This is a genomic window from Phycisphaeraceae bacterium (assembly GCA_019454185.1).
Lineage (GTDB): Bacteria > Planctomycetota > Phycisphaerae > Phycisphaerales > UBA1924 > JAHBWV01.
Genome location: CP075368.1, coordinates 3,645,664 through 3,671,637, shown reverse-complemented (window position 1 = coordinate 3,671,637; position 25,974 = coordinate 3,645,664). Strand labels below are relative to the sequence as shown.

At 64.9% G+C, this 25,974-nt stretch carries 20 protein-coding genes; 12 read left to right on the top strand and 8 right to left on the bottom strand.

Features of this window, described 5'->3' with window-relative positions:
* The first annotated feature begins 278 nt into the window (after nucleotides 1-278).
* The 3 genes from KF838_15310 (at nucleotide 279) to KF838_15300 (ending at nucleotide 4,628) form a co-directional block, all read left to right on the top strand.
* Nucleotides 279-884: a sigma-70 family RNA polymerase sigma factor gene (locus KF838_15310; GenBank protein ID QYK48147.1), complete on the top strand. Its 606-nt coding sequence runs from the start codon at nucleotides 279-281 to the stop codon at nucleotides 882-884.
* Nucleotides 881-3,394, top strand: a complete 2,514-nt coding sequence (locus tag KF838_15305) for a serine/threonine protein kinase (GenBank protein QYK48146.1) — start codon at nucleotides 881-883, stop codon at nucleotides 3,392-3,394. The genes KF838_15310 and KF838_15305 overlap by 4 nt, the downstream gene beginning before the upstream one ends.
* A gap of 220 nt (nucleotides 3,395-3,614) precedes the next feature.
* Nucleotides 3,615-4,628 (top strand): choice-of-anchor A family protein, encoded by a 1,014-nt coding sequence (locus tag KF838_15300; GenBank protein ID QYK48145.1) that lies wholly within the window; start codon nucleotides 3,615-3,617, stop codon nucleotides 4,626-4,628.
* A gap of 133 nt (nucleotides 4,629-4,761) precedes the next feature.
* Here KF838_15300 and KF838_15295 read toward each other — a convergent pair whose 3' ends face one another.
* A complete protein-coding gene (locus KF838_15295; GenBank protein QYK48144.1) occupies nucleotides 4,762-7,596 on the bottom strand; it encodes an insulinase family protein in 2,835 nt (944 codons plus the stop codon).
* Between the two features lie 162 nt (nucleotides 7,597-7,758).
* Between KF838_15295 and KF838_15290 the strand changes: the two genes are divergently transcribed.
* The 3 genes from KF838_15290 to KF838_15280 all read left to right on the top strand — a co-directional run bounded on the left by KF838_15290 (nucleotide 7,759) and on the right by KF838_15280 (nucleotide 10,654).
* On the top strand, nucleotides 7,759-8,970 hold the full coding sequence (locus KF838_15290) for a cellulase family glycosylhydrolase (protein QYK48143.1): 1,212 nt from the start codon (nucleotides 7,759-7,761) through the stop codon (nucleotides 8,968-8,970).
* Nucleotides 8,971-9,088: 118 nt separating this feature from the next.
* Nucleotides 9,089-10,144: an NAD(P)-dependent alcohol dehydrogenase gene (locus KF838_15285; protein ID QYK48142.1), complete on the top strand. Its 1,056-nt coding sequence runs from the start codon at nucleotides 9,089-9,091 to the stop codon at nucleotides 10,142-10,144.
* A gap of 9 nt (nucleotides 10,145-10,153) precedes the next feature.
* Nucleotides 10,154-10,654: a GNAT family N-acetyltransferase gene (locus tag KF838_15280; protein ID QYK48141.1), complete on the top strand. Its 501-nt coding sequence runs from the start codon at nucleotides 10,154-10,156 to the stop codon at nucleotides 10,652-10,654.
* A gap of 165 nt (nucleotides 10,655-10,819) precedes the next feature.
* Here the strand turns inward: KF838_15280 and KF838_15275 are convergent, their stop codons facing one another.
* Nucleotides 10,820-11,461: a hypothetical protein gene (locus tag KF838_15275; protein ID QYK48140.1), complete on the bottom strand. Its 642-nt coding sequence runs from the start codon at nucleotides 11,459-11,461 to the stop codon at nucleotides 10,820-10,822.
* 230 nt (nucleotides 11,462-11,691) lie between these two features.
* Nucleotides 11,692-12,249: a GNAT family N-acetyltransferase gene (locus KF838_15270; protein QYK48139.1), complete on the bottom strand. Its 558-nt coding sequence runs from the start codon at nucleotides 12,247-12,249 to the stop codon at nucleotides 11,692-11,694.
* A 140-nt stretch (nucleotides 12,250-12,389) separates the two neighbouring features.
* On the opposite strand from KF838_15270, the gene KF838_15265 reads away from it, so the two are divergent.
* Complete coding sequence (locus KF838_15265) at nucleotides 12,390-13,430, top strand: aldo/keto reductase (protein ID QYK48138.1); 1,041 nt, start codon at nucleotides 12,390-12,392, stop codon at nucleotides 13,428-13,430.
* Nucleotides 13,431-13,561: 131 nt separating this feature from the next.
* Here the strand turns inward: KF838_15265 and KF838_15260 are convergent, their stop codons facing one another.
* The 5 genes from KF838_15260 to KF838_15240 form a co-directional block, all read right to left on the bottom strand.
* Entirely contained in the window at nucleotides 13,562-14,176 is a 615-nt protein-coding gene (locus KF838_15260; protein QYK48137.1) for a hypothetical protein, read from the bottom strand.
* Nucleotides 14,177-14,402: 226 nt separating this feature from the next.
* A complete protein-coding gene (locus KF838_15255; GenBank protein QYK48136.1) occupies nucleotides 14,403-15,923 on the bottom strand; it encodes an SAM-dependent DNA methyltransferase in 1,521 nt (506 codons plus the stop codon).
* A gap of 223 nt (nucleotides 15,924-16,146) precedes the next feature.
* The gene (locus KF838_15250) at nucleotides 16,147-16,602 is read right to left on the bottom strand and encodes a hypothetical protein (GenBank protein ID QYK48135.1); all 456 of its coding nucleotides are present in this window, start codon (nucleotides 16,600-16,602) and stop codon (nucleotides 16,147-16,149) included.
* 30 nt (nucleotides 16,603-16,632) lie between these two features.
* Nucleotides 16,633-18,507 carry a glutamine--tRNA ligase/YqeY domain fusion protein gene (locus KF838_15245; protein ID QYK48134.1) on the bottom strand — a complete coding sequence of 625 codons (1,875 nt, stop codon included), beginning with the start codon at nucleotides 18,505-18,507 and terminating at the stop codon, nucleotides 16,633-16,635.
* Between the two features lie 106 nt (nucleotides 18,508-18,613).
* Nucleotides 18,614-20,713: a cation-translocating P-type ATPase gene (locus tag KF838_15240; GenBank protein ID QYK48133.1), complete on the bottom strand. Its 2,100-nt coding sequence runs from the start codon at nucleotides 20,711-20,713 to the stop codon at nucleotides 18,614-18,616.
* Between the two features lie 288 nt (nucleotides 20,714-21,001).
* Here KF838_15240 and KF838_15235 point away from each other — a divergent pair, with 288 nt between their 5' ends.
* From KF838_15235 to gatB, 5 genes are all read left to right on the top strand, one after another.
* A complete protein-coding gene (locus KF838_15235) occupies nucleotides 21,002-21,445 on the top strand; it encodes a hypothetical protein (GenBank protein ID QYK48132.1) in 444 nt (147 codons plus the stop codon).
* A gap of 1 nt (nucleotide 21,446) precedes the next feature.
* On the top strand, nucleotides 21,447-21,692 hold the full coding sequence (locus KF838_15230) for a helix-turn-helix transcriptional regulator (protein ID QYK48131.1): 246 nt from the start codon (nucleotides 21,447-21,449) through the stop codon (nucleotides 21,690-21,692).
* Nucleotides 21,693-21,739: 47 nt separating this feature from the next.
* The gene (locus KF838_15225; GenBank protein ID QYK48130.1) at nucleotides 21,740-22,819 is read left to right on the top strand and encodes an NAD(P)H-dependent glycerol-3-phosphate dehydrogenase; all 1,080 of its coding nucleotides are present in this window, start codon (nucleotides 21,740-21,742) and stop codon (nucleotides 22,817-22,819) included.
* Nucleotides 22,820-22,825: 6 nt separating this feature from the next.
* Nucleotides 22,826-23,989: a glycosyltransferase family 9 protein gene (locus tag KF838_15220; protein ID QYK48129.1), complete on the top strand. Its 1,164-nt coding sequence runs from the start codon at nucleotides 22,826-22,828 to the stop codon at nucleotides 23,987-23,989.
* A gap of 87 nt (nucleotides 23,990-24,076) precedes the next feature.
* Nucleotides 24,077-25,753: an Asp-tRNA(Asn)/Glu-tRNA(Gln) amidotransferase subunit GatB gene (gene gatB / locus KF838_15215; protein QYK48128.1), complete on the top strand. Its 1,677-nt coding sequence runs from the start codon at nucleotides 24,077-24,079 to the stop codon at nucleotides 25,751-25,753.
* The last annotated feature ends 221 nt before the right edge of the window (nucleotides 25,754-25,974 follow it).

Here is a 25,974-nt window from a genome sequence, read left to right as displayed (position 1 = left end):
AGCCCGATTGATGATCGTGACCGGTCCCGAGCCGCGGCCCCTCAAGAGAGGAGGGATTCGCAGAGGGGTCCTCGGGGAAACACACGCGGCCCGGGTCCGATTCACACGGCACCGCACCCAGCGAGGGCCGCACAGCATCCGGCCCTCGTACAGGGTTGGCAAGAGCACAGCGTCCTCCTGCCAGAACCGGAGGTACACTGCTTTCGCACCCTAATATGCGGAGCCGAGCGGCGGATCCGCAGTCGATTCGCGAGCCCGGTGGGGAGAACGGAGCCGAGATGAGGGCCGAGCAACCCCAGCAGGGCACCGATGGCTCGCCGCCAGCGTCGAAGAAGAATGCAGTGACCGAGACGCTCTACGCGGAGCTGCGGAACGCCGCGGAACGAATGTTCGCGCGAGAGAGGCGCGACCACACCCTCCAACCGACAGCCCTGGTGAACGAGGCGTGCGTGCGCCTGATGGCCGGTGGGCTAGAAGGAATCCCTCAGACGCAACGCATCGCGATCGCGGCACGCGTCCTGAAGCAGGTGCTCATCGATCATGCCAGAGCCCACAACGCGGACAAGCGTGGCGGCGGGGCTCTGCATCTGGAGTTGAGTTCGGATATCGCAGCGGACCTCACCTCGAAGCCGCCCGCGCCAATCGAGTTCGAGAGGGTGCGTGCCGCGCTGGATCGCCTCCGCGACCTGAGCGAGAGACAGGCGGAGGTGGTGACGCTGCGAATCCTCGGCGGGATGACGATGGACCAGATCGCTTCGACGCTCGGTGTCTCCAAGCGCACCGTCGAAGCAGACTGGACGGTCGCCCGCGCGTGGCTGCGTCGCGAACTCGGCGGCGACGACGCCGGACCCGCGCGCTCGTCTCCGGGAGCGACTTCTCCATGAACGTTCGCGAGTTCCACCAGCGTGTCTCCGACGAGTTCGTCCGCATCCGCGCGCTAAGGCGCGAGGCACGCCCCGGCGAGCTCGACATGCTGGCACAAGAGAACAAAGCACTCGCCGACGAGGTTCGCTCGCTGCTTGCGCATGACGACACCTCGCACGCGTGCGGCACGGATGCGCCGACCGTCGATCCAGCGGATTCCGAGACCGTCGGCTCGTCCAACGGGGGCTCTCCTCGCCCCGCCGGGTTGCCCGAGAGCATCGGGCCTTATCGCATCCTCGACCGCATCGGCTCGGGTGGGAGCGGGCTCGTGCTCCTCGCCGAGCAGCACGAGCCGGTGCGGCGGCGCGTGGCGATCAAGATCGTGCCGCACGCGGCAATCAGCCAGGAGCTTGCGGCACGCTTTGAGTTCGAGCGTCGCGCCCTGGAGAAGACCGATCATCCGAACATCGCGCGGATCCTCGACGCGGGGCGAACCGCCGAGGGCCTGCCGTATCTTGTCATGGATTATGTCGAGGGTGTGGCGATCACCGAGCACTGCCGGAGACACGCCCTCGACCTTCGCGAGCGAATCGATCTGATGCTGGCGGTGGCCGACGCCGTTCAGCACGCGCACCAGCGAGGTGTGATCCATCGCGATCTCAAGCCGGCGAACATCCTCGTCGCGAGGTCGGGCGGGCGCAACACGCCGCGGGTGCTCGATTTCGGCATCGCCAAGCCGATCCCCGAGCTCTTCGGCGAATCAACGCCCCAGACACTCGGACTTCCGATCGGCACACCTGCGTACATGGCTCCTGAGCAGGCATCGGGAGGGCCCATCGACACGAGGGCCGATGTGTACGCATTGGGAGCGGTTCTGTATGAACTCGCCTGCGGCCGTCCACCGGTCCCGACGGGGGGCGCGATGCTCGATGTGCTTCGGCGGATCCAGGACGAGGTGCCGGAACCGGTCAGCCGCGTGAGAGCCCGCGATCAGGATCGCTTCGGCTCCGATCACCCGCCGCGGTGGCTGCTCGATGATCTCGACTGCGTGCTGGCGCGGTCGCTTGAGAAGAGCGCCGAGCGACGCTACGCGACGGTTTCCGACTTTGCGCAGGACCTGTCTCGCATTCTTCGATCCGAACCGATCGAAGCGAGACCGCCGACGATCAGATACCGAGCCGTTTCATTCGCCCGCCGACGCAAGGGCCTCGTGCTCTCACTCGGTGTGGCCTGCGCGGCGATCACACTCGGCTTTCTCGGTCTCTGGCTCGGATTTCTCGAGGCCGATCGCCAACGCACCGAAGCGGTCAGACAGACCGAGGCCCTCGCCGAGGTGAATCGGTTTCTCAACGACGACATCCTTGCTCAGGCCTCTCCGTTCAAGGAGGGCGCGAGCATCACGGTGCTCGAGTCGCTCGACAAGGCCGCGTCGAAGATCGACCAGCGTCTCGGCAGCCGCCCGGATATCGCCGCTGCGATCCACGCGACGCTCGGGATGTCGTACTCGGAACTCGACGCGCTCGACAAGGCGCGGGTCCACCTCGAGCGCTCGCTCGAACTCAGCGCGGCTATTCCGAACCACGACCGAAAGAACCTGCTGCGCAGCAGGATCGTCATCGCCTCTCTCGCGTGCAAGGCGCAGGACTTCAGGCGTTGCAGGGCGGATCTTGAGGAGTTGCTCCCCATCGCAGAGCGGGAGCTCGGACCGGATGACCCGTGGTTGTATCGCATGCTGAACGACCTCGGCGTCGCGTACGAGTCGCTGGACATGGGTCGCGAATCCGTCGCGGCATTGACGCGGTCATTGGAAGGGCGAAAGCGCCTCCTCGGCGAGACCGACGACTACGTCCTGGTGACCGCAGCGAACCTCGCGCTCGCATACGACCGGGTCGGGGACACCGAGCGTTCGCTGTCGATGCTGATCGAGGCCCTGGATATCGCCGAGGCGCTGCCGAGTGTGGCACCGATCATCCCGCTCGGGTTGAGCAACAATATCGGCGCGACGCTGCTCGACCTGAGGCGCGAGTCCGAGGCAGTGGTGTACCTGCGTCGCGCTGAGCGGCTCGCGACGATCCATCTTCCCGCCGAGAGCCACGGTGTGCTCTCGATCCGAGGAAACCTCGCGGGTCTTGAGAACAAGCTCGGCAACCACGACCGCGCGCTCGAGCTCTACCGCACGACATTCGACGCCCAGCAACGCGTGCTCGGCGCGGACACGCTCGACACCCACTCCAGCAGGTACGGCATCGCCAACTCCCTCTACCTCAGCGGGCAGCTCGAAGCAGCGGTCGCGGCGCACGCCGCCCTTCTCCCAGACTCGATCCGCGTTCACGGCGACACACACTGGTTCACTGCGCAGGTCAGACAATCGCTCGCGCTCGCACTCAAGGATGCAGGACGCCCGGAAGAGGCCCTGCCCCATGCGCGGCTCGCGTCCGAGCACCTCACGTTGCACTATGGACCCGATCACGAACGAACTCGTGTTGCGGTCAACCTGTATCTGGATCTCTCCGGCAGACCTCCGGAGTAGCCCGCCATCGCACGCGCATGGCCGGAGACCTCGTGATCGGACCTTCAACGTCCAATAAGTTCCGCTGCGATCAGGGCGATTCCATGGATGTCGCGCCTCTTTGCGGCGTATCGCTTGCTTCTCGCGTACTCAATTGGAACAGTCCCTTTCGTTCGTGATGCGTAGAGAGACCGCCTCACGAGGTCACATAGGTCCACTTTGAGTCGGGAGAGACAAGACAATGCGTTCCAATTCGTTCGTTCAAGCCGCCTCTGCCGCGGCCGTGTTGTTCGCCGGCGCCGGCATCGCCAACGCCGATCCCATCAACATCTGGGACTTCAACGTCTTCAGCCGCTCAACGATCGGCACCGCCGGCTCCGGCTACGGCTCTGACTTCCAGGGCTCCGCCGGCTCGGTGGGTTCAGCGTGGTTCAGCGGCTTCAGTCTCAAGGATGTGCCGAGCGCGTCCCCCTCGCTCGCCCGCGCGTACTACGGCGGCGGCAACTTCACCCTCTCCGGCGCGGTCACCAACCACGGCATCGAGGTCGCCGGCAACGTCGTCATGAACCACGCGTCGATCAACGGACCCGTCTTCGCGGGTGGCAATCTCTCCGGCCTGGGCGGCTCCCTCAACGGGCCCGTCTCCCTCGGAGGTATCAAGACCGTCGGCCCCGCCGTCACTGTCCTCGGCACGCTGAGCGAGAACGCACCCTACACCCCCACCATCAACGTCTTCGATGTCTCCGACCAGTTCCTGAGCATCTCGAACTACGCCGCATCTCTCGCGCCGAGCGCCACGGCGACCAACCTGTGGGGCGAGTTGCAGATCACAGCGTCCGGCCCGCTGACGGTTGTTGACATCGCCGCTGCGGACCTCGCGTCCGCATGGGGCATCAAGATCTCCGGCGCTGGCACGGTCGTCATCAACCTGCTCGGTGAAACCGTCTCCTTCGGCTCGAAGACCTGGACCTACGCCGATGGCGCGTCCGGCTCATCGACACTGCTGAACCTGAACGAGGCGACCACATTCAACCTATCGGGCGGTGACCACAAGGTCAGCATCCTCGCCCCGAACGCCGCGACGCACTTCTCCTCCGGCCTCGTGACCGGCAACCTGATCGTCGGCTCGCTGACGGGCGGCGGACAGGTGAACTGGAACCCGAGCGGCGGCTTCAACGGTGAGATTCCTGCGCCGGGCACGGCGGTGCTCGCCCTGGCCGGCATGGGGCTCATGGCAACCCGTCGCCGTCGCTGATCCCGCGAGACCGAACCCGCCGCGGCTGGAGCATCCAGAACTTCGTGTTGTGTGAGCGCACGAAAGACCAACGGCCCTCGCGTCATGCGGGGGCCGTTGCTTTCGGCATGGGTTTGCGGCTCTCGTCTCGGTCTTACTCCCTCGCCTTCACCACCTCGACCGGGCCGATCTTCTCAAGCGATTCTTTGATCTGCGATGCATCGCCGGTCACGACCACGACAAGCCGGGCCGGGTCGATCATCTCCTGCGCCAGTCTCGTGCAGTCCTCCGCGCTCGTCCCGGCCACGCCCCCGAGCATGCTCTTGAAGTAGTCACGACCAAGCCCGGACGACTCCATCAGCCAGAGATCCCCCGCAACGGCCTGCTGCGTCTCCCGCGCGCCCACGAACGAGCCCGTGATGTACGCCTTCGTGTCGTTCAGTTCCTTCTCGCTCGGCGCCTCGTACCGCAGCCGCTCGATCTCATCGAAGATCGTCTGCACCGTCTCGGCCGTTGAGGGTGTCTTCGTGAACGTGGATGCCGAGAACTCTCCGGCAAAGCGCGACGAGCTGAACCCGCCCCGCGCGCCATAGGTCAGGCCCTTCTTCACGCGGATCGTCTCGTTCAGACGCGCGTTGAACGCGCCGCCGAAGTAACCACTCGCGACGCGGCTCGTCGCGTATCTCGGATCGTGCCTCGTGAACCCGACACGCCCGATGCGGATCTCCGACTGCACCGAGCCCGGCCGATCGACGATCACGATCTTCATCGGGGCCGCCTCAGGAATCTCCGGGAGCGTGATCGCGGGCTTCTCGCCCTGCGCCCGCCAGTTGCCGAACGCCCCCGCAGCGAGCGCCTGGGCCCGATCCGGCGTCACGTCTCCCGCGAAGATCAGGACAGCCATATCGGGGCGAGCGAAGGTGCCCCACCATTCGGCAAGATCCGCTCGTGTCAGGGCGTTCACGTCCGACACCTCGCCGGTCGCGGTGCGTGCGTAGGGATGCGCCCCGTACAGCCGCTTCCGGAACTCGCGATCCGCGATGTACGCAGGGGTGTTGCTCGAAATATTGAGCCCGGTGATCATCTGCGTCCGGGCTTTGTCGAACTCATCCTCGGGGAATGTCGGGTTCATGACGACATCCGCCATGAGCATCATCGCGCGTTCGAGATGCTCGGGCATGCAGTCCGCGACCACGTTCGCGTTGTCGAGCCCCGCCGCGCCCGCGAGCGTGATGCCGTAGGTCTCAAGCTCCGACGCGATCTGGCTCTGCCCGCGTGTCTTCGTGCCCTTCGTCAGCATACCCGTCGCCATGCTGGCCGTGCCCGGCTTTGTCTCGGTCCACGCGCCGGCGTGCAGCCCGAGCTGCACCGACACATACGGCACCTCGTGATTCTCAACGATCAAGAGGCGCAGCCCGTTCTCGAGCGAACGCTCCGCATAGACGGGCGTCGGATCGAACGAGGGCAGCGGCGCAAGGGGCGGCTCAGCCGGGAACGTCTCCGGGCGCACGACGCCGGGCCTGCCGACGATCGGCTCTCCCACCTCGCGCTCGCCCGTGATCTCGGCCTCGTCTTCCTTCTTCATCTTGCTGAAGATCGCGCCGAGCAGGTTGCGGTTGATCTGCAGCGTGATCTGCTTGCCCGGATCCATGTACTCGTTCGCCACACGCCGAAGATCCTCACGCGTCACCGCGCGCACCGACCGGAGCCGATCGTTGACATTCGAGGCCCGCCCCTCCAACGCCGCAGCGGAGCCGAGCGCGGTCGCCTTGCTATCAACCGTCAGCGACTCGGCCACCATCCCCTTGAGCATCTGGTTGCGGGCCTTCTCCAGCTCATCCTCAGAGACCAGCTCCTCACGCACACGCGCGAGTTCCGCCTCGATGGCGTCTCGCACACGCTTCGGGTTCGCGCCGAACGGCGCCATCACCGCGCCGAACGCGATCAACCCGTCCTGCTCGAGCGACAGCGCGCCGCCCGCGGCGAAGACCGCGCTCTTCTGCTCGGTGACGAGCTTCTGATAGAGGCGCGACGACTCGCCGCCCCCCACGATCGTCGCCAGCATCTGGAGAGCCCATGAGTCCACGTGCCCCATCGGCACCGTCCGGTACGCGAGGCCGAGCACGGGCGCGGGCGCGTTCTCCTCGCGGATCACCACCGTCCTGGGCTGCGTCGGCAGGGGCTCCCTGTACGTCACCCGCGCGGGATCCTCACCCTTCGGGATCCATCCGAAGTAGTCCGCAGCCAGCCGCTGCGCACGCTCGTGCTCGATATCGCCGGCGATCACCAGCACCGCGTTGTTGGGAACGTAGTACCGATTCCAGAAGTCACGCAGTTCCTGCACTGTCGCGGCCCGCAGGTGCGGGATCTGCCCGATCGGCGACCACTTGTAAGGATGCTCACCAAAGAGCGCGGGGAGCGCCTGCTCAAGGGCTGTCCCGTAGGGCTGGTTCGTCCCCATGCGCCGCTCTTCTTCGACGACCTTGCGCTCCGTGTCGAACGAGTCCTGATCGATCTTGAGGAAGCTCATCCGCTCCGCCTCGAGATAGAGCGCGAGTTCCAACTGGTTGCTCGGCAGCGTCTGGTGGTACACGGTCTGATCGAACGAGGTGTACGCGTTGGCGTTGCCCCCGACCTTTCGCAGCAGATCGAAGTGAGACGTCGGTCCGAGGCGATCGGTGCCGCGGAACATCATGTGCTCGAACATGTGGGCGAAGCCCTGCCGCTCGGGGTTCTCGTCCTTCGAGCCGACGCGATACCAGACCTGCACCGACACGACGGGGCAGGAGCGGTCTTCGAGCGTGATCACGCGCAGCCCATTCCGGAGCACACGCTCTTCAAAGTCCATCATCCCGGGTTCGAGCACGCGGGCCGGCTCTTCCATCACGCCGGAGGCCGCGCCCGCCGAGCCGAGGGGTAGGCCCAGGCCAGCAACCGCCACAAAGCCCCAGACAATGCCGACCAGACCACGAGAACGAGAACGCGACATGATGGATACTCCCTGATCCGCGGCTGCATCGCCGGGGCGATCATGATACTCCGCCCACTCACCCGCACCCCCACCTCTCTGATACAGGCAGGACGAGAGATCGTTGAATGCTCACAGAATCCGATCCCACCTCTGCTATGACGCTGTGGTACGCTCCCACGCATGCATTCCGATCGTTCGTGCCACACCGCTGCCTACACGCTCGACCGCCGCACGTTCATCGCCTCTTCCATCGGCTCACTCGTCGGGGTTCACGCGCTTGCCCGAGGCGGGACCTCCGCCCATCGCATGGACTCCCCGGCGCGTCCGCCCGGCGCTCCCCCCGCTCGCCTCACCACCCTTGCGAGAGGCATCAATCTCTCGCACTGGGTCTGGTTCCCGCACGCGCAGGGCGAGGCCGCGCGGCGTGCCTTCATCACCGATGCCGACCTCGCCCAGCTCGTCGCGTCCGGCTTCACGCACGCGCGATTCCCCTTCGAGCCCGATTGGCTCTGGAACAGCGCCGAGCATCGACTGAACGACGCCTCACTCCGCGAGTATCTCGACGCGGTCCGGCGCTGCCACGGCGCGGGGCTTGCCATCATCATCGACGCCCACTGGAGCCGCACGCCCTGGATCAAGCCCGGCGAGCCGACTCACGAGGCCCGCATGGGTGAGCTCGAACGGATGTGGTCCTCGCTCGGCGCGGCGTGCCGCGATCTTGACCCCGAGCGAACGTTCCTAGAGATCGTCAACGAGCCGCACGACATCACGGTCGCCGCCTGGGCCGAGTCGCAGGCGAACATCGCCCGCGCGATCCGCGACGCCGCGCCCGACCACACCATCATCGCCACCGGCGCATCCTGGGGCTCGATCGACGGCCTGCTCGCGATTGAGCCCCTCGATGACCCGAACATCGTCTACTCCTTCCACTTCTACGAGCCGCACAACTTCACGCATCAGGGCGCAACATGGGGCTTCCCGCCGTGGAGGGGGATGAAGGACATCCCCTGGCCCGCCGGACGAGCCGAACTCGAGCGCATCTCCGAGCCGTTCCCCAAAGACTCGCGCGATGCGCTCCGGTGGTCCGCTCGCGACGGCACCTCCGACCCGTGGACGCCCGATCGCCTCGACGCGTGCATCGAGCGTGCCCACCAATGGGCTCTCACGCACAAGCGCCCGATCTACTGCGGCGAATTCGGAGCCCACAAGCCCACCGCCCCGCGCGATTCACGCCTCGCATGGACCCGCGCGCTCGCCGAATCGCTCAACAGACGCTCCATCGGCTGGGCGATGTGGGACTATGTCGGAGGGTTCGCCATCGCCGAGGGTGCCCCCGGTGCACGCACGCTCGACGCAGAGATGTGCGATGCGCTCGAGCTTCGACCACGCTGAACCGGCACCGACACCGAGTTGGGGGTGACGGCATCTCATACCCTGAGCCCTCCAACAATGCCCGTCCGGCTGAATGCCCCGATCCGCGCGCCTCACAACAGATCCAACGGAGCCCACCATGCCCGCCACCACCAAGTCCGCTGCCTACGCCGCCCAGTCCGCCACCAGCCCCCTCGCCCCCTTCACTATTGACCGTCGCGAACCCGGCCCCACCGATGTCGCCATGGAGATCATTTTCTGCGGCGTCTGCCACTCCGATCTGCACTGGGTCAAGAACGAATGGGGCACGGCGAACTACCCCGTCGTCCCCGGTCACGAGATCGTCGGTCGCGTGACGAAGGTCGGTTCAAACGTGAAGGGCTTCAAGCCCGGCGACATCGCCTCCGTCGGGTGTCTCGTCGATTCGTGCCGCACGTGCGAGTGCTGCAAGAAGAACCTCGAGCAGTTCTGCCAAAAGGGCGCAACCTTCACATACGGTGGTGAGGACAAGCACCTGGGCGGGTTCACGCACGGCGGCTATTCCAAGCACATCGTCGTCGATGAGAAGTTCACGCTGCACGTTCCGAAGAACCTCGACCCCGCCGCCGCCGCACCCCTCCTGTGCGCCGGCATCACGACCTATTCGCCCCTCCGTCAATGGGGCGCGGCGAAAGGAAAGAAGGTCGGCATCGTCGGTCTCGGCGGTCTGGGTCACATGGGCGTGAAGTTCGCGAAGGCCTTCGGTGCACACACCGTGCTCTTTACCACATCGCCCTCGAAGATCGAGGACGGCAAGCGTCTCGGCGCAGACGAGGTCATCATCTCGAAGGACGCGGCCGAGATGCAGAAGCACGCCGGCTCCTTCGACATCATCCTCGACACCGTCTCCGCCGACCATGACATCAACGCCCTGCTCGGCCAGCTCACGCTCGACGGCACGCTCGCACTCGTCGGCGTTCCTCCGGCACCTATGGCGATCGGCGCATTCGGGCTCATCATGCCCCGCAAGAAGATCGCCGGCTCCCTCATCGGCGGAATCGCCGAGACCCAGGAAATGCTCGACTTCTGCGGCACGCACAACATCGTCAGTGACATCGAGAAGATCCCGATGGACTACATCAACACCGCCTACGAGCGCATGCTCAAGAGCGATGTGCGGTACCGCTTCGTGATCGACATGGCGTCGTTGAAATAAGATGCGCGGATGAACACGGTCCGATCGTTGACGAGTCCCGACATCGAAGCTCTGGTTGCTCTACGCGCCGAGGCGCTGCTCGATTCGCCGTGGGCCTTCACAGGCAGCCCGGGTGAGCAGCGAGACGCCGACCTCGTTCGCGGCTCAATCAACCCGCCGCGAAGCTACGTCGTGGGCGCGTTCGATGACGCGGGTGCACTGGTCGCGTCTGCCGGCATCGTGCACGACCAGCGCGCCAAGCGTGCCCACGTCGCGCTCATCTGGGGTGTCTATGTCACGCCCCGCGCCCGAGGCCGCGGCACCGGCCGCACCGTCGTCTCCCGCGCCGTCGAGGTCGCCCGTGCGATGAACGGTGTCACGACGATCCAGCTCGCGTGCAGCGAGAACTCCACCGCCGCGGCCGCCCTCTACCGCTCCCTCGGCTTCGTCCACTGGGGCACCGAGCCCGACGCCATCCGCGTCGGGGGCAGATCCTACAACGAACTCCACATGAGTCTGCCGAATCCATAAGTCGCTCGCGAATCAGCCGCTCACCACGTCGCGACTCGGTTCGATTCGTCATGGCTTAATGGGGTGCGGGGCGGAGCCCCTGCGCCGTAGTGCTCGGATTGACACGGCGGAGAAGCATGGAGCGCGGGGAGCTTCGCGATCCTGACCCTGTGACGCCGAATTCGCTCACAAAGCCATCTTGTTCTGCCGCAACAACCGCATTGCAAAGTCGTACTCGCTTACCAGCCGGTCAATGCCATGCTCTGGCCAACAACGCTCTGATCGCAAACACGCCCCAAATGTGTCGCAGTGGACATTCTTTCCGTTGCGATGAACGGCGATGAGGAATGCCATCCACTTCTCCTGATCGCTCGGATGGCTTCCGAGATCACTTGCGTTTGACGAGCTGCAAAACAGCTTCAGCAAGCGTAGCTCTTCTGAGGAAAAATGGTCTGTGAGCGTTTCCTTCTCTGCGTCAATCGATGTCATTCCGCCGACGCCCTCGGTTGCGGGACAGGCAATCCGCTCATCGAACTCTCTGAGCAACTCTACATACTGGCTCTTTGAAATGTGGTCGCCCGTTTTGTCAGGGATGATGTTGACGACGACAAACAGATTTGCATCGCGCCTGCAGATGCGCAGAGTGCAAGGCACGTGACCGGTCGTCGCGTCTCGGTGAAAGTACAAGCTACCACTTTCCACGGGTTTGCCGTGCGTGTCTTTGTCTTGCCACTGCCATAGGGCACCGCACAGCACCCTCATCGCTGCTACCAACTCTTTCTCTTTGCCTGCGGGGAATCGGATGTTCATGTCGGGGTAGACCTGCATATGTCAGATGGTAATCGCCTCCGCCTCTCTCGGAGCGATCTGCTACTCCGTCAGGCCTTCCGCGGGTTCCACAACAATTAGAACCGGGTCGCTGCACCGGTAGCCATAGCCCTCGACGCCGACGGGTTCCAAAGAGCCGACCAAGACATCAGCAAACAGAGTTCGCAATTTGTCTTCTCCGTGCCCTCTTTGCCTCTGTGGTGAGTCCTCTTCTTGCCTCTGCCACTCCGTCACTGCTCCTCCCCCACCACCATCAGCGTCTCCTCAATCTCCTGCCCCCGCATGTTCGCGAAGAACATCTCGCGCCCGATCTCCCTGAACCCCGCGTTCTGGAGCACGCGGATCGACGCCACGTTGTCGCTCGCGGCTCGCGCGTACAGCGGGCGCCGCGGCACCTCCGCCACAAACTGCCGCACCGCCTCGCTCGCGATCCCCTTCCCCCGGTGCTCGCGCCCGAGCCAGTAGCCGATCTCCGGACCGGGAAAGATCGTGCACGGACGGGCGGGATCGGGCAGACGCTCGAAGCAGTTGATGCTGCCGACGACGACCTCCGCGCCATCCTCGCCCGCACCGCGCCCGCTCACCACGGGCCTCAGCACGATCGAACGCTTGATGATCTTGTCATTCGCCAGAATCCCATCCCAGCGTGCCATGAACTCGTCGCGGTCCAGGTGGTTTGTCCGCACGGAGCCGACCATGCGCATGCCCTCGGGATCGGTCTGGTGCTCGAAGAACCGGGGCACGTCCTCGCGCCGTGCTTCACGCAGCATGACTCGCATCTGATTCATCCGTGCAATCCCCGAATCGGATGTGCCCCCGGCCGGCCGCGTGACGTTGCGTGGCGTCCCGCATCATAACTTCCCCGCCCATACGCTGTTCCCCATTGCCCTCTGCCCAGTGTCCAATGCCCCCACCCCGGAGCCCCCCCATGGAATACCGCCGCCTCGGCTCTTCCGGCCTCAAGGTCCCCGTTCTCTCCTTCGGCACCGGCACCTTCGGTGGCGGCACCGAGTTCTTCAAGGCCTGGGGCTCCTCCGATGTCGCCGAGGCCACCCGCCTCGTCGACATCTGCCTCGAGGCCGGCGTCAACATGTTCGACACCGCCGACATCTACTCCCAGGGCCAGTCAGAGGAGATCCTCGGCGCTGCGCTCAAGGGTCGGCGTGACAAGACCATCATCTCCACCAAGGGCACCTTCCGCATGGGTGGCGAAGAGGCCGGGCCCAACAGCGTCGGCTCCTCACGCTTCCACCTCACCAACGCGGTCCACGCGAGTCTCAAGCGACTCGGCACCGACTACATCGATCTCTACCAGCTCCACGGCTTCGACGCCATGACCCCGATCGACGAGGTCCTCGGCACGCTCGACGATTTCGTCCGCGCCGGCAAGATCCGCTACATCGGCTGCTCGAACTTCAGCGGCTGGCACCTCATGAAATCCCTCGCCTACTCCGAGAAGCACGGCCTCGCCCGCTACGTCGCCCACCAGGCGTACTACTCCCTCATCGGGCGCGACTACGAGTGGGAGCTGATGCCTCTCGCCCTCGACCAGGGCGTCGGCTGCGTCGTCTGGAGCCCCCTCGGCTGGGGCCGCCTCACCGGCAAGATCCGCCGCGGCTCGCCCCTCCCCGCCGACAGCCGCCTCAACAGCAAGCTCGTCGTCGACAACGGCCCTCAGCCCGATCAGGAGTACCTCTACACAGTCGTCGATGCGCTCGAGTCTGTCGCGAAGGAAGTCGGCAAGACCGTGCCGCAGGTCGCCATCAACTGGCTCGTGCAGCGCCCGACCGTCGCGAACATCATCCTCGGCGCGCGGAACGAGAAGCAGCTCAAGGACAATCTCGGCTCGGTCGGCTGGAACCTGACGCCCGCGCAGGTAGCGACGCTCGACGCCGCGAGCGAGCGGATCCCCGCGTACCCCTACTGGCACCAGCGCGGCTTCCAGGAGCGGAACCCGAAGCCGGTGTGAACCAAGCAGCCACGCCTATCGAACCATCTCGACGACTCTCGCGAGTAGTCCACGAACAAAGAGTTCGAAAGAGAGTTCGAGACTTGGCGGCGTAGGAGGGAGCCGCGAAGTTTCTTTCGGTCGGCGAGAAATCACTCGTCCGATTCGGCTTCCGGCTCGGGTTCGTCTCCGACACGGGGTTGGTATTCATCAAACGTACGCCCAGCAAACGCGGGCGAGTCTTCCGCCCAGACGTGCCTGGCGGTCACGGATTTCAACTGCGGAGCCGCGAAGACGAACCGGAGGTCATATGCCCGGTAGAGACGCGGGAAGAACGACGCGATGGAGAGCGGCGAATCAAGACTTGGGAAGGTGGGCAGCACCAATCCTTGATCGGATCCTGTGGGTATGACGAGAGCAAGGCCCACCGCCTCATACTTCGTAGACTCTTCCCGAAGGTCCTCGCGCCCATCCAGCCGAGCAATCACATCGTGATACCGCACGATGGACTCCGTCGGCATGCCTTCGGGAGTCAGGCACACGTCATTCGCCGGGACGCGTTCGCCGGGCTTTGTCGCTCGTAGTATCTGCAGGAAGCCGTAGACGAGAGCCGGGTAGGAGATATGGAGATTCGTGCAATCGCCGATTGCTTCTTCCATGCGGTTCGTCAGATTGCGGAATGCTCCGAGCGTGCCTTTCATCGACACCGCCATGACCGGTCCGATGCCGGGCTTTGTCACCACCACGTCAACGGCCTTCGTCTTCAAACCTCCGAGGACCGTCCTCTCGCCGGAGCCGGCACTTGCGGGATCATGGATGAGTATGCGTCGTCCTTGTTGGAGGCGAACAGTGAACGGTGGTCGGGGCGTGATGTCTTCAGGGTTGAATCCGCCTTCTACCACCAGTCGGCACGCGACGTAGTGGTGGAGCGGGCGGATATGCGACTGCCCTTGATGGCCGGAAGTATTGAGAACAAACGCGCGGAGCGCCTCCCTAAACGTGATCCATTCGCAGTGTCGTTGCTCCGCCATAATGCCTCCAGTGCTTCAACTCTGCGATTCCATCCACGATGACCTCTGACTCATCTTGGGTGATCGCGTCGGGTTCCGTGAGAAGAACCCGCGATGCCTCACCCGGTTCGAGTTTGAGCATTCCGCCTCCGAGCGGGTGCCCTTCAAGTTCACAACTCAACGCGGTAAGGGGGGAACGCCACCGCCGGGCGAGCGTCTTTGCGCCGATTCTGTCAGTGAGGTGGACCGCGTGAACCGAGTTCGTACATACGCACCCCGCAGGGTTTCGCACAAGTGTTGGTCCCTCACCGCTCATGTACGACAGGAATCCATCGGGCACTTTGACGTCGGGGACTACGTACCACGGATCGCGGTTCCGACACTTGTAAGTGTCGCGAGCAGCGTGTGCTTCATCTGAATCGAGGTATCTTCTCACCTCTCGCGTGAGTTCGTCTTCACGCCGGATTCGGAGGAGGTACACGGGATCATCGGCTTCGATCCACTCCTGAACCCGCTTCTCGGTTATGTCTCCGGGGGCCAGAGAACGACCATTGCGCACAGCTGGGTGAAGCAGGCGGCGAGGGATACGGAGACTCTCCGCACGCGACGGGCGGAGATGGAAAAAATCATTCGCGCCGGTGACATATCCGATCCCCACCCTTGCCACACTTCCGAAGCGAAGAGAATCGGGCGCGATGACGTGCCGGCGATAGACCTCCCGAACTGCGGCGGAGGCTAGGAACGGTCGGATTCGCCCCGACCATGCTGCGAGTTCCTCGCGAGAGATTCGGAGCGACTCTCGCGGGGGTCTTGTCATGAACCGGAACCGATCCATGGCAGTGAGGTGCAGTTCGTCGGTTCGGCCTCCAAAGCCCTCTGCGCAGATAAGCCAACAATCTTCGGAGAGTTCAGGAAAAAGCTTGTCTCGGACGGCGACCACCTGAACTCGCTCGAAGTTTCCGAGCATGTATTCGAGCACGGGGAGGGAGTATGAGGCGTGCCCGACCTCTGCGGGGAGTACGAAAGCCATTCGTCCACCGGGCCGCAGCAGAGTGGCCGTAGCTACGAGGAACGGTGCCCACGATGAGGAGAGCGATGAAAAGTTTGCTCCGTGCCGCGCACAGAGCCGAAGGGCCGCGTCACGAACAGAGCCGGCGAACTTCTGATAACGGATGAATGGTGGGTTTCCCGCAGCGCAATCGAACCGCTCTCGCGTCTCACTCGCCCAAGCGAAAAAATCGCCTTGATGGATAAGGCTTCCCGGAGCCCGTTCGTGAATCAACTCGCATGCCTCTGCGTTCTGCTCTACTCCAACACTGTTCGGGTGAGCAACGAGGAATCGTCCGTCTCCGCATGAGGGGTCAAGCATCCGATCCGCCGGACTGCGCACCGCCCAACGAACGAGGGATCGAACGACCGCATCTGGCGTGTAAAAGGCCCCCCGATCCTTCTGTGTGAGGCGAAAGGAGTCCTCGAAGAGGAAGTTGTGATCCCTGACAGGCATTGCAGTAAGGATACCGCAGCCAATCAGATCGTGCCGAAGAGTAGCTGTACACGAGGATTGGCCCGCGACGACACCACAAGGGAACGATCGGTCCGGGGCAGGATGGCATCACCTCCGCGAGATCTCTCGCGCCGGATTCGCTAACCGCCCCAACGTGTCAGCCGCCGGCACCAGCGCGGCTTCCAGGAGCGGAACCCCAAGCCGGTGTGAGTGTGAGGCGGGGTCACCGATCCGTCTCTTTCCGCACCTCGCCGCCGATCACCATCGCGGCTCCGAACAGCATCAGATCCTTGATCAGGTACTGCCCCTCCAGCGTTGGCGCGAGCACCGACCCCCCGAAACAGACATCGTGCTTCAGCACCAACGCGAGCATGATCCCGGGCAGCCGGATGAGAAGCAGGAGGATCGCGACCCTGTTGAGAGGCCGCACGATAAGCGACAAGCCGATCGCCACCTCCCACCATCCGAGGGCGGGAACCCAGAACTCCGGCGAGCCGATCCAGATCGTGTGCGCGAGCAGCGACGAGCCGGTCTTCACGCCGAACTGCTTCAGCACGCCCAGCCAGACGAAGAACAACCCCAGCGTGATGCGATGGAACGGATGGCCAGCGTGCATCAGCGCGCGTGCGATCGCGCGGTCCGCGCTGTCGATCCGTTCGCGTCCCAGGAATCGCGCCATGCCAGAGCATACACCCCGACAGGCCCTCGCTCAGCCCTTCGCCTCTTTGCCCCAGCTGTCCTTCAGCGGCACCGTCCGGTTGAAGAGAAGCCCGCCCGAGGTGCCCCCCGAGTCCTTGTCCAGACAGAAATACCCGTGACGCTCGAACTGGAAACGCCGGATCCCATCTTCCCACTCGGGCTCATCATCGCCCACACGTCCGAGGGCTGGCTCCAGCACCGCGTTCAACACGGTCAGCGAGTTCGGGTTGAGGTCATCGACGAAGTTGCCCGTCCGCTTTCCCGGCTCCTCGGCCGAGAAGAGCCGATCGAACATCCGAACCTCCGCTCGCACCGAGTGCTCCGGCGATGCCGAAACCCAGTGGATCGTTCCCTTCACCTTCCGCACCGTGCCGTCCGGCCCGGGGGGCGGATTGTCCCCGCCCCGCGTCAGCGGGTCGTACGTGCAGTGGATCTCCTCGATCTTCCCCGCCGCATCCTTCTTCACCGCCGTACACCGCACCCAATATCCATACCGCAGGCGCACCTCCGCGCCGGGCGCGAGCCGGAAGAACTTCTTCGGCGGCTCTTCCATGAAGTCCTCACGCTCGATGAATAACTCGCGCGTGAACGGAATCTTGCGCGTCCCCTTCGATTCATCCTCCGGGTTGTTCACCGCGTCCATCCACTCGACGCGATCGCTCGCACCCCCATCGCCCCAGTTGGTAATGACCAGCTTCACCGGATCCAGCACGGCCATCCGACGCGGCGCGACCTTATTCAGATGCTCGCGGCACGCGTTCTCCAGGCGCAGCACATCGATCACGCTGTCGAACTTCGTGACGCCCACATCCTCCGTCAACGCCTGCAACGACTCGCGCGTGTATCCCCGGCGTCGGATCCCGCTCAGCGTCGGCATCCGCGGATCGTCCCACCCCGTCACCATCCCTTCCTCCACCATCCGGCGGAGGTTCCGCTTGCTCAGGATGATGTACGTGAACAGCAGCTTCGCGAACTCGATCTGCTGCGGATGATGGATCCTCTTCCCCCACGGACCACTGCCATCCTCCGTCCGCCCCTCGTTCACCGAGTTGATGAACCAGTCATACAGCGGCCTGTGATTCTCGAACTCCAGCGTGCAGATCGAGTGCGTGATCCCTTCCAGCGAGTCCTCGAACCCATGGGCCCAGTCGTACATCGGATAGATGCACCACTTTGTCCCCGTGTTGTGGTGCTCCTCATGCACAATCCGATACAGCACCGGATCGCGCAGGTTGAAGTTCGGGCTGCCCATGTCGATCCGCGCCCGCACGCTCATCGCGCCGTTCGGGTGCTTCCCCTCATTCATCTCCGCGATGAGTCGTTCGCTCTCCGAAGCGGGGCGATCCCGGAACGGACTCGTCCCCGGAGTCGTCGGCGTGCCGCGCCGCTTGCTCACCTCCTCCGGCGACAGCTCGCAGACATACGCCTTTCCCTTCCGGATCAATTCGATCGCGTAGGCATACATCGTGTCGAAGTAGTTTGATGCAAAGAACAGTCCGCCCCCGTAAGGCCCGGTCTTCGGATCAAAGTCCGCGCCCAGCCACCTCACATCGCGGATGATCGCATCGACAAACTCCTGCTCTTCCTTCGCCGGGTTGGTGTCGTCGAAGCGGAGATTGAACCTGCCGCCGAACTCCTTCGCGAGCCCGTAGTTCAGCAGGATCGACTTGGCATGACCGATGTGCAGATAGCCGTTGGGCTCCGGCGGAAACCGCGTGTGGACCCGCGGCTTGCCCAGCCGCGCCCGCGCCTGCTCCCCCACTGCTCCCGGCGCATCGGGATCCCCCGCGTCACGCTCGGTCCACACGCCCCACTTCCCAGAGGCGTTGTCCGCATCGATGATCTGCTGGATGAAATGGCGAGGGCGATCACTGGGTTCTGACATAGGTGAGAACGATATGCGTTCTCACCGCCGGATCCCGGTCAGACGCAAAGAGGCCCCCGACGCCGGGGGCCTCTCATGGATCAATCCAGACGCAACACAAAGCCGCTCAGGCCGGCTCGACGCGAGCGTTCGAGAGGCCGCGGATACTGGCCTCACGGCGCTTGGCCTGGGGCTCGTTCGCGGCTTCCGCAGCGAGAATGTTCTCTCCGAACCGGAAGAGCCGGAAGCTGTTGGCGATAACGAAGACGTCGCCCGCGAAGTGATACAGGCCCGCGCCCCACACCGCCAGGTTGCCCGTCGCCGCGAGCCCGAGCCCGATCAGCACGATGACCAGCGACGCCGCGATGTTCTGAGCAACGATCGCCCGGGTCTTCCGCGCCAGCTCGATCATGAAGGGGATGCGGTTGAGCTCGTCGGTCATGAGCGCGACGCCCGCCGAGTTCGCCGCGATGTCCGAGCCGCCCAGCCCCATCGCAACGCCGACATCGGCCGCGGCGAGCGACGGCCCGTCGTTGATGCCATCGCCGATCATCATGGTGCGGGCGCCCGCCCTGACCAGTTGCTGGATCTGCTCGTGCTTCTCTTCGGGAAGGCACTCGGCCTCGATGGCGTCCGCACCGACCGCAACGCCGACGCGCTTCGCAACGCTCAGGCGATCGCCCGTGAAGATGCAGACCTGCCGCACGCCCAGCTCGCGGAGACGCGCGATCACGCCACGGACATTCGGACGGACCTTGTCCTCAAGACCCACCGCGCCCATGTACTTTCCATTCAGCATGACGTGCACGCCCGTCATGCCCTCGATCCGCTGCTCGACCTGCTCCACCTCGGGCTTGATCGACGGATTCAATTCAACCAGCCACGACGCGCGGCCGACGTGGATCTCTCCCATGCCCGTCCGGGCCCGGGCTCCGCGGCCGTGCGTCTCGTGGTAATCCGTCGACCCGTCCACCTGCACACGCGCCGCCTTCGCCGTCGCGAGAATCGAGAGCGCCAACGGATGGTTCGAGTTCTGCTCACCGTTCGCCGCGGCCTTCAAGAGGTCCGCACCCTCAACACCCGGCGCGGGGGCCAAGCGCGAGACCGCGAACTTGCCGGTGGTGATCGTGCCCGTCTTGTCAAAGACGACCGCGTCCACGTTGCTCGCCGCCTCGAGATAGTGCGTCTGCTTGATGAGCACGCCCAGACGCGCCGCAGCAGCGAACGCCGCCACCATCGCCGAAGGGCTCGCCAGCAGCAGCGCCGACGGACAGGCAACAACGAGCACCGTCACCGCGGTCAACGCGGCGGTGTCCTTCGTTGCCTCGTCCTGGCTGTAGAGGAACCACACAATCGCAGCGACGCTCAGCGCGACAGGCACGAAGAAGCCCGCCACCTGCTCGATCAAAAGTTGCCTCGGGCTCTTGGATCGCTCGGCCTCGGCGATCAACTGCGTCACCTTGCCGATCGTCGTGTCTGCACCGACCTGCGTGACCGTGATATCAAGACCGCCCGTCAGGTTCGTCGTGCCGGCGTAGACCGGATCACCCGGCTGCACCTCGGCGGGCGCGGCCTCGCCCGTCAGCGAGGCCTGGTTGATCGTCGAGCGACCCGTGATGATGCGACCGTCCACCGGCAGGTTTTCGCCGGGACGCACCCGAACGGTCTGCCCGACCTTCACCTCCGCGATCGAAACCTCGCGCTCCACGCCCCCGTCCATCACCAGCCGCGCCGTGTCCGGCGTCAACTGCACCAGTTCCTCAATCGCCCGCCGCGCGCCCCACGCCGTCCGGCGCAAAATCTGATCCGCGACCAGCAGGATGAACGCCAGCCACCCCGCGACCTCGTATTTGTTCACGGCAAGAGCCGCAAGAATCGCGAGCGCCGCAAGCGTGGAAGATGATGGGCGACGCTGCGTGATCTCCGTCCACGCCGCACGCAGCAGCGGGATCGACAGCAGCACGGCACCGATCACGGCGGGAATCTCCGCGACGACGCCGTCGGTCACCGAGAGCATCTTGGCGACGCGCGTCGTCACCAGCAGCACCCCGCCGATCAGGTACAGAAAGATGTACCGCTCGATCTCGATCTCATGGTGCGCACAACATTCCACGCCGCTCTCGGAGACCTTCGTCCCCGCGGCCGTGATGCGGTCCGCGCCCTTGCGCTGACCGTGGTCGTGTGAATGCTCGTGCGAGTGGTCGTGGTCACCGTGGTTGTGGGCCATCGCGTCGATGCTCCCGAAGAGCCGCGGAAGGCGGCTCGTGTTGAAGGGGCGAATCTTAGCATCCAAACAAACGCCAATAGCCAGGCGCAGGGGATTCCCCCGCCCGGCTTCTCGCTGCTCGTGCCCGGCTCATACGACCCAGGACGGCGTTGTGTTCAACAGTCGGCCACGCGGCAAATCTCTTGTTCAATGTCAAGCATAGTTGACTCTAGGTCGCATGTCGTTTATATTTGACACTGTGTCAAACAAACGCGACCGATCGCACGAGAACCAGCCAGGAGACCCAACATGCTGCCGTCATATGAGGAACGAAGCGTCTGGATCACACTCGCCAGTCTCTGCGTCGTGTTCGCCGCGTACATGGCGATCTCCATCAGCATGATGTCCCGCGGCATCCTCCACTTCGGGCCTTACATCGCCGTCTTTATGTCAGCCACGATCCTGCTCGTCGTCCTCCTCATCGCCGGGCACATGGCAGCCCTCCTCCTCGGCAAGCCGGAGAAGACCGACGAGCGTGACCGCCAGATCGGCTGGCGTGCCGAGAGCAACGCTTCCTGGATCCTGGGCGCGGGCGTCTTCTGCGCTATCACAGCGATGTGCTTCAACATCGAGGCCGTCTGGATCGCCCACCTCTTGCTTGGCTCGCTCTTCGCAAGCGAGATCCTCAAGCTCGCTCTGCAACTGATCTACTACCGGCGTGGCTTCGGCGGCTCATCCCACGGGGGCACGTGACATGGGACGAGGCAGCGGCACCCCCACCACCTCCGTCCGAAACCACATCCGAGCCCTGCGGTTTGCCTCGGGCGAGATCACGCAACAACACCTCGCCGAGCGCGTCGGCGTCAGCCGGCAGACCCTGAACGCCATTGAGCAGGGCAAGTACGCCCCCTCGCTCGAGGTCGCGTTCCGCATCGCTCGCGTGCTCGGGAAGCGACTCGAAGAGGTCTTCGAGTACGCCGAGAACGTGCCCACCCCCTGACGCCATGCCTATCGCGCGGGAGGTGCCGTTCCGCGGTACCCTGATGTATGCCCACGCCGAAGCGACAGCAACGCCCCGCCAGTCGTCCGACAGGACCACGCGTGGTCGTTCTCGGCGTCGGACAGATGGGGCTCGTCTGCGCCTCCATGCTCGTCGCGGCCGGCGCGGGCAAGCCGGATCGCCCGGAAGTCCTGATCTGGGGACGCAACGCCGACGAGGTCGGCGAACTCGCCCAGACACGCCGCAGCTCCCGACTCCCCGGCTTCCTTCTCCCCGATGGGATCCGCATCTCGATCAAAGACAGCGACCTGAAGGACGCGGATCTCATCGTCTCGGCGATCCCTGTTCAATTCATGCGTGAGGGATGGGGCCGCCTCAAGCCGCACGTCCCGCGCGACACGCGTGTCGGTGTTGTCTCAGTCGCGAAGGGGATCGAGAACGAGACGCTGCTGCGCCCGAGCCAGATCCTCTCCGAACTCCTCGGCGACAACCCGGACGCGGCTCCCCGTCCGATCGGCGTCCTCACCGGCCCCACCATCGCCGCCGAACTGGCACGCTGCCTCCCCGCCACGATGATCGCCGCGAGCGACCATCCCCCGTTCGCCGAGCAGATCCAACGCATGTTCAGCTCCTCGTGGCTGCGCGTCTACACGAACAACGACATGCTCGGAGCAGAGATCGCCGGCGCGGTCAAGAACGTCATCGCCATCGCCGCGGGTGTGCTCGACGGGCTCAAGGGAGGGTACAACGCCAAGTCCGCCCTCCTCGCCCGCGGCCTCGCCGAGATCGCGCGGCTCGGAGCCGCCATGGGCGCCTCGCCCGAGACCTTCTTCGGCATCGCAGGCGTCGGCGACCTGGCCACCTCCTGCTTCAGCCCCGAGGGACGCAATCGCTCGCTCGGCGAGGCGCTCGGCAAGGGCCAGAAACTCGATGACTACCTGAAGAAAAGCCCCTACGTTGTCGAAGGCGTGCCGACGACGCGCTCGGTGATGGACCTCGCGCGGAAGTACCGCGTCGAGATGCCCATCACCGCCGCCGTCCACGCCGTCCTCTTCGAAGGACTCGACCCCTTGAGCGCGATCGGCCAGTTGATGAGCCGCGAACTCAAGGGCGAACGCGTCGGATAGCCCGCGATGAACGCGCACACAGAACCCGCCTCATCTGGCGATTCACGCTCGCAAAGCTCCGCCTTCATCTTCCATCGCGGCGCGCTCGGCGACTCCGTCCTCCTCTGGCCCCTCCTGCGCTCGCTGGTTGCAGCACACGGGCGCGTCGCGTTCGTCACCGACGCCTCCAAGGCCCGTCTCGCGGCACGCTTCAACCCCGGCGTCGAACCCGTCGATGCCGAGCAGCCGCGCTTCAACGCCATGTTCGCCCCGAGCCCGAACCCGGCTCGCGACTTCCGACCGGTGCACGCCTCCCGCGTTCTCTGCTTCCTCTTCGGCGAGCCGAGCGAATCTTCCCGCGCATGGGAACACAACGCCACGGCGATGTTCCCCGGTGCCGTGATCGACATGGTCTACGAGCGACCCGATGCGATCCTCGCGAGGCGCATGGCGCCGGATCATCTCTTTCATGCCGCGCTGACGAACAACGATGCAGCCACTCGATCGGCACCTTCCTCCGACACTACGGACCCGAGATCAACGCTTGCCGCATCCGACGCTGCGAACCAGCGAGCAACGAACACCGCTTCCGACGCTGCGGAGCAGCGAGCGATGGTTGCCAGACCCAAGGCGCACCCCGGAGGGGTCGCCGCAGGGTCTGGAAAGTCTGCCGCGCAGCGGCTTCCTTGGTGGAGCGGGGCGGACGCCCCCGACTCTTCTTCCTCTGCATCCTCGCGCACTACATTCGGCGACCGGTACGGTCCGACCATCATCCACGTCGGCGCCGGCTCACCCATGAAGCGATGGCCGCTCGAAATCTGGCGCGAGATCGACAGACAACTCGTCACCACACATGAACTGCTCTTCATCGCGGGCGAGGCAGAGGCCGATGTGATCGCGTCGTGCAAGTGGTCCCCGCAGACCTCCCAATGCGGCTGGGCTCTCATCAACTCCCTCGACGAACTCGCCTCCGAACTCGTGCATGCCCGCGCCTTCGTCGGCTTCGACACCGGACCCACACACCTCGCCGCGCAACTCGGCCTCCCCACTCTTGCCCTCTTCGGTCCCACCGACCCCAACCGCTGGTCACCCATCGGCCCCCTCGTGCTCGTCCTCGCCCCGGCGAAACCAACACCCGACATGTCCTGGCTCAGCCCCGATGTCGTCGCCCGCGCGATCGCTCAGGTGTGACGAGCGAACGGCTTCACGCTCCCAACGAGACTGTGTGGCCATTTGCAATCTGCTCTATGGCCATTTTGGTCTCCCCTACCATCCACCATGCCCGCCGCCCACGCCCCCCACGCCCCCCACGCCTACACCCCCGCCGACATCGAGCGCGTCACGCTCGTCCTCGGCATGGAGGTCCACGTCGAGCTCTCGACCCGCTCCAAGGTCTTCAGCCATGCGGCGAATCCAGCGGCCCGGAACAGCTCCGGCGAACGAGCATCCCCCAACACCCTCATCGAACCCGTCGTCCTCGCCCTCCCCGGCTCGCTCCCCATCCTCAACCGCGAGGCCGTTGAGATGTCGATGATGGTCGGCCAGGCCCTCGGCTGCACACTCGCCGAGCGCACCAAGTGGGACCGAAAGTCCTACTTCTACCCCGACCTCCCCAAGGCCTACCAGATCAGCCAGTACGACATGCCCCTCTGCTTCGACGGCGCGATCGACATCCCCAACTGCGACGAGCGCGGCGAGCCCGACCCGCTCAAGGGCTTTACACGCATCGGCATCATCCGCGCCCACCTCGAAGAAGACGCGGGCAAGCTCCTGCACGAGCTCCCGAGCGCAGACGCGCGGGGCGCCACCCGCATCGACCACTCCATCGTCGATCTCAACCGCGCCGGCGCTCCGCTCCTCGAGATCGTCACCCAGCCCGACTTCACCAGCTCCGATCAGGCCGTCGCCTTCGCCCGCCTCCTCCGCATGACCTGCCGCTTCCTCGGCGTTACCGAGGGGATCATGCAGAACGGTCACATGCGCTTCGAGCCCAACATCAACTGCATCATCTACCTGAAGAACGGGCGCACCGCCACCACGCCCATCACCGAGGTGAAGAACCTCAACTCCTTCCGATCCCTCAAGGGCGCGATCGAGCACGAGCTGCGCGAGCAGCCACGGCGCTGGCTTGAGGACGGCGTCGAGTTCGGGCCCGGCACCAAGTCCACGCGGGGCTGGAACGACGCTCGCAACGAGACCTTCCTCCAACGCTCCAAGGAAGACGCCCACGACTACCGCTACTTCCCCGACCCCGACCTCCCCGTTCTCACCATCGACGAACCCTGGCGCGAGCGCGTCCGCGCCTCCATCCCCGAACTCCCGATCTCGCGCCTGTGGCGCTGCCGCGAGAGGTTCGGCCTCGATGCCCGCGAGGCCCTCGCCCTCGTCGAGGAACGCTCCGTCGCCGAGTTCTACGACGCAGCCGTCACGCATGCTTCCGACGCGGGTGTCCCCGGCGATCGGGCCGGACGTCTCGTCGCCAACCTCCTGCTCCAGAACGGCGCCAAGCGTGTGAACGAACGCGCCAGCGAGCGAGGCGGCAACCGTGCCGAGACCTCCCCCGACGACACGGAATCGTCCAACCTGACCATCGCGGACCTCGGCATCTCCGCCGCCGCCGTCGGCGCCCTCGCCGCGCTCCGCGAGCGTGGCGCCATCAGCGCGAACGCACTCGATGAACTCTTCGGCCTCCTCTGCGAACCCACCCACGCCGGCGCCGATCCCGAAACCCTCGCCCTCGAGCGGAATCTCATCATCGTCCGCGACGACGCCGCGATGGAGAAGTGGTGTGCTCAGGTTCTCGCCGAGAACGCCCCCATCGTCGAGCAGATCAAATCCGGTAAACTCCAGGCCATCGGCCGCCTCGTCGGCAACGTCATGAAGCTCTCGGGCGGCACGGCCGACGCCGCCCAGGTCCGCGCGAAACTTCTCGACATGATCGGCGTCAAAGAGTAAACGAATCGACCGTGCCACTGGCTTTGCGCCACTGGCTGCTTGCCAGCCAGTGCTCTTCCTCACCACGATGTACGCACACCAACCAACCTCGCGCATGACCGTGCGTCTTCCTTCTCCCGCCCGCGAAGCGGGCGTGCGATGGTTGCCAGATGCAAGGCGCACCCCAACGGGGTCGCCGCAGCATCTGGTCAAGGTGCCGCGCAGCGGCTCTCCCGCGACCG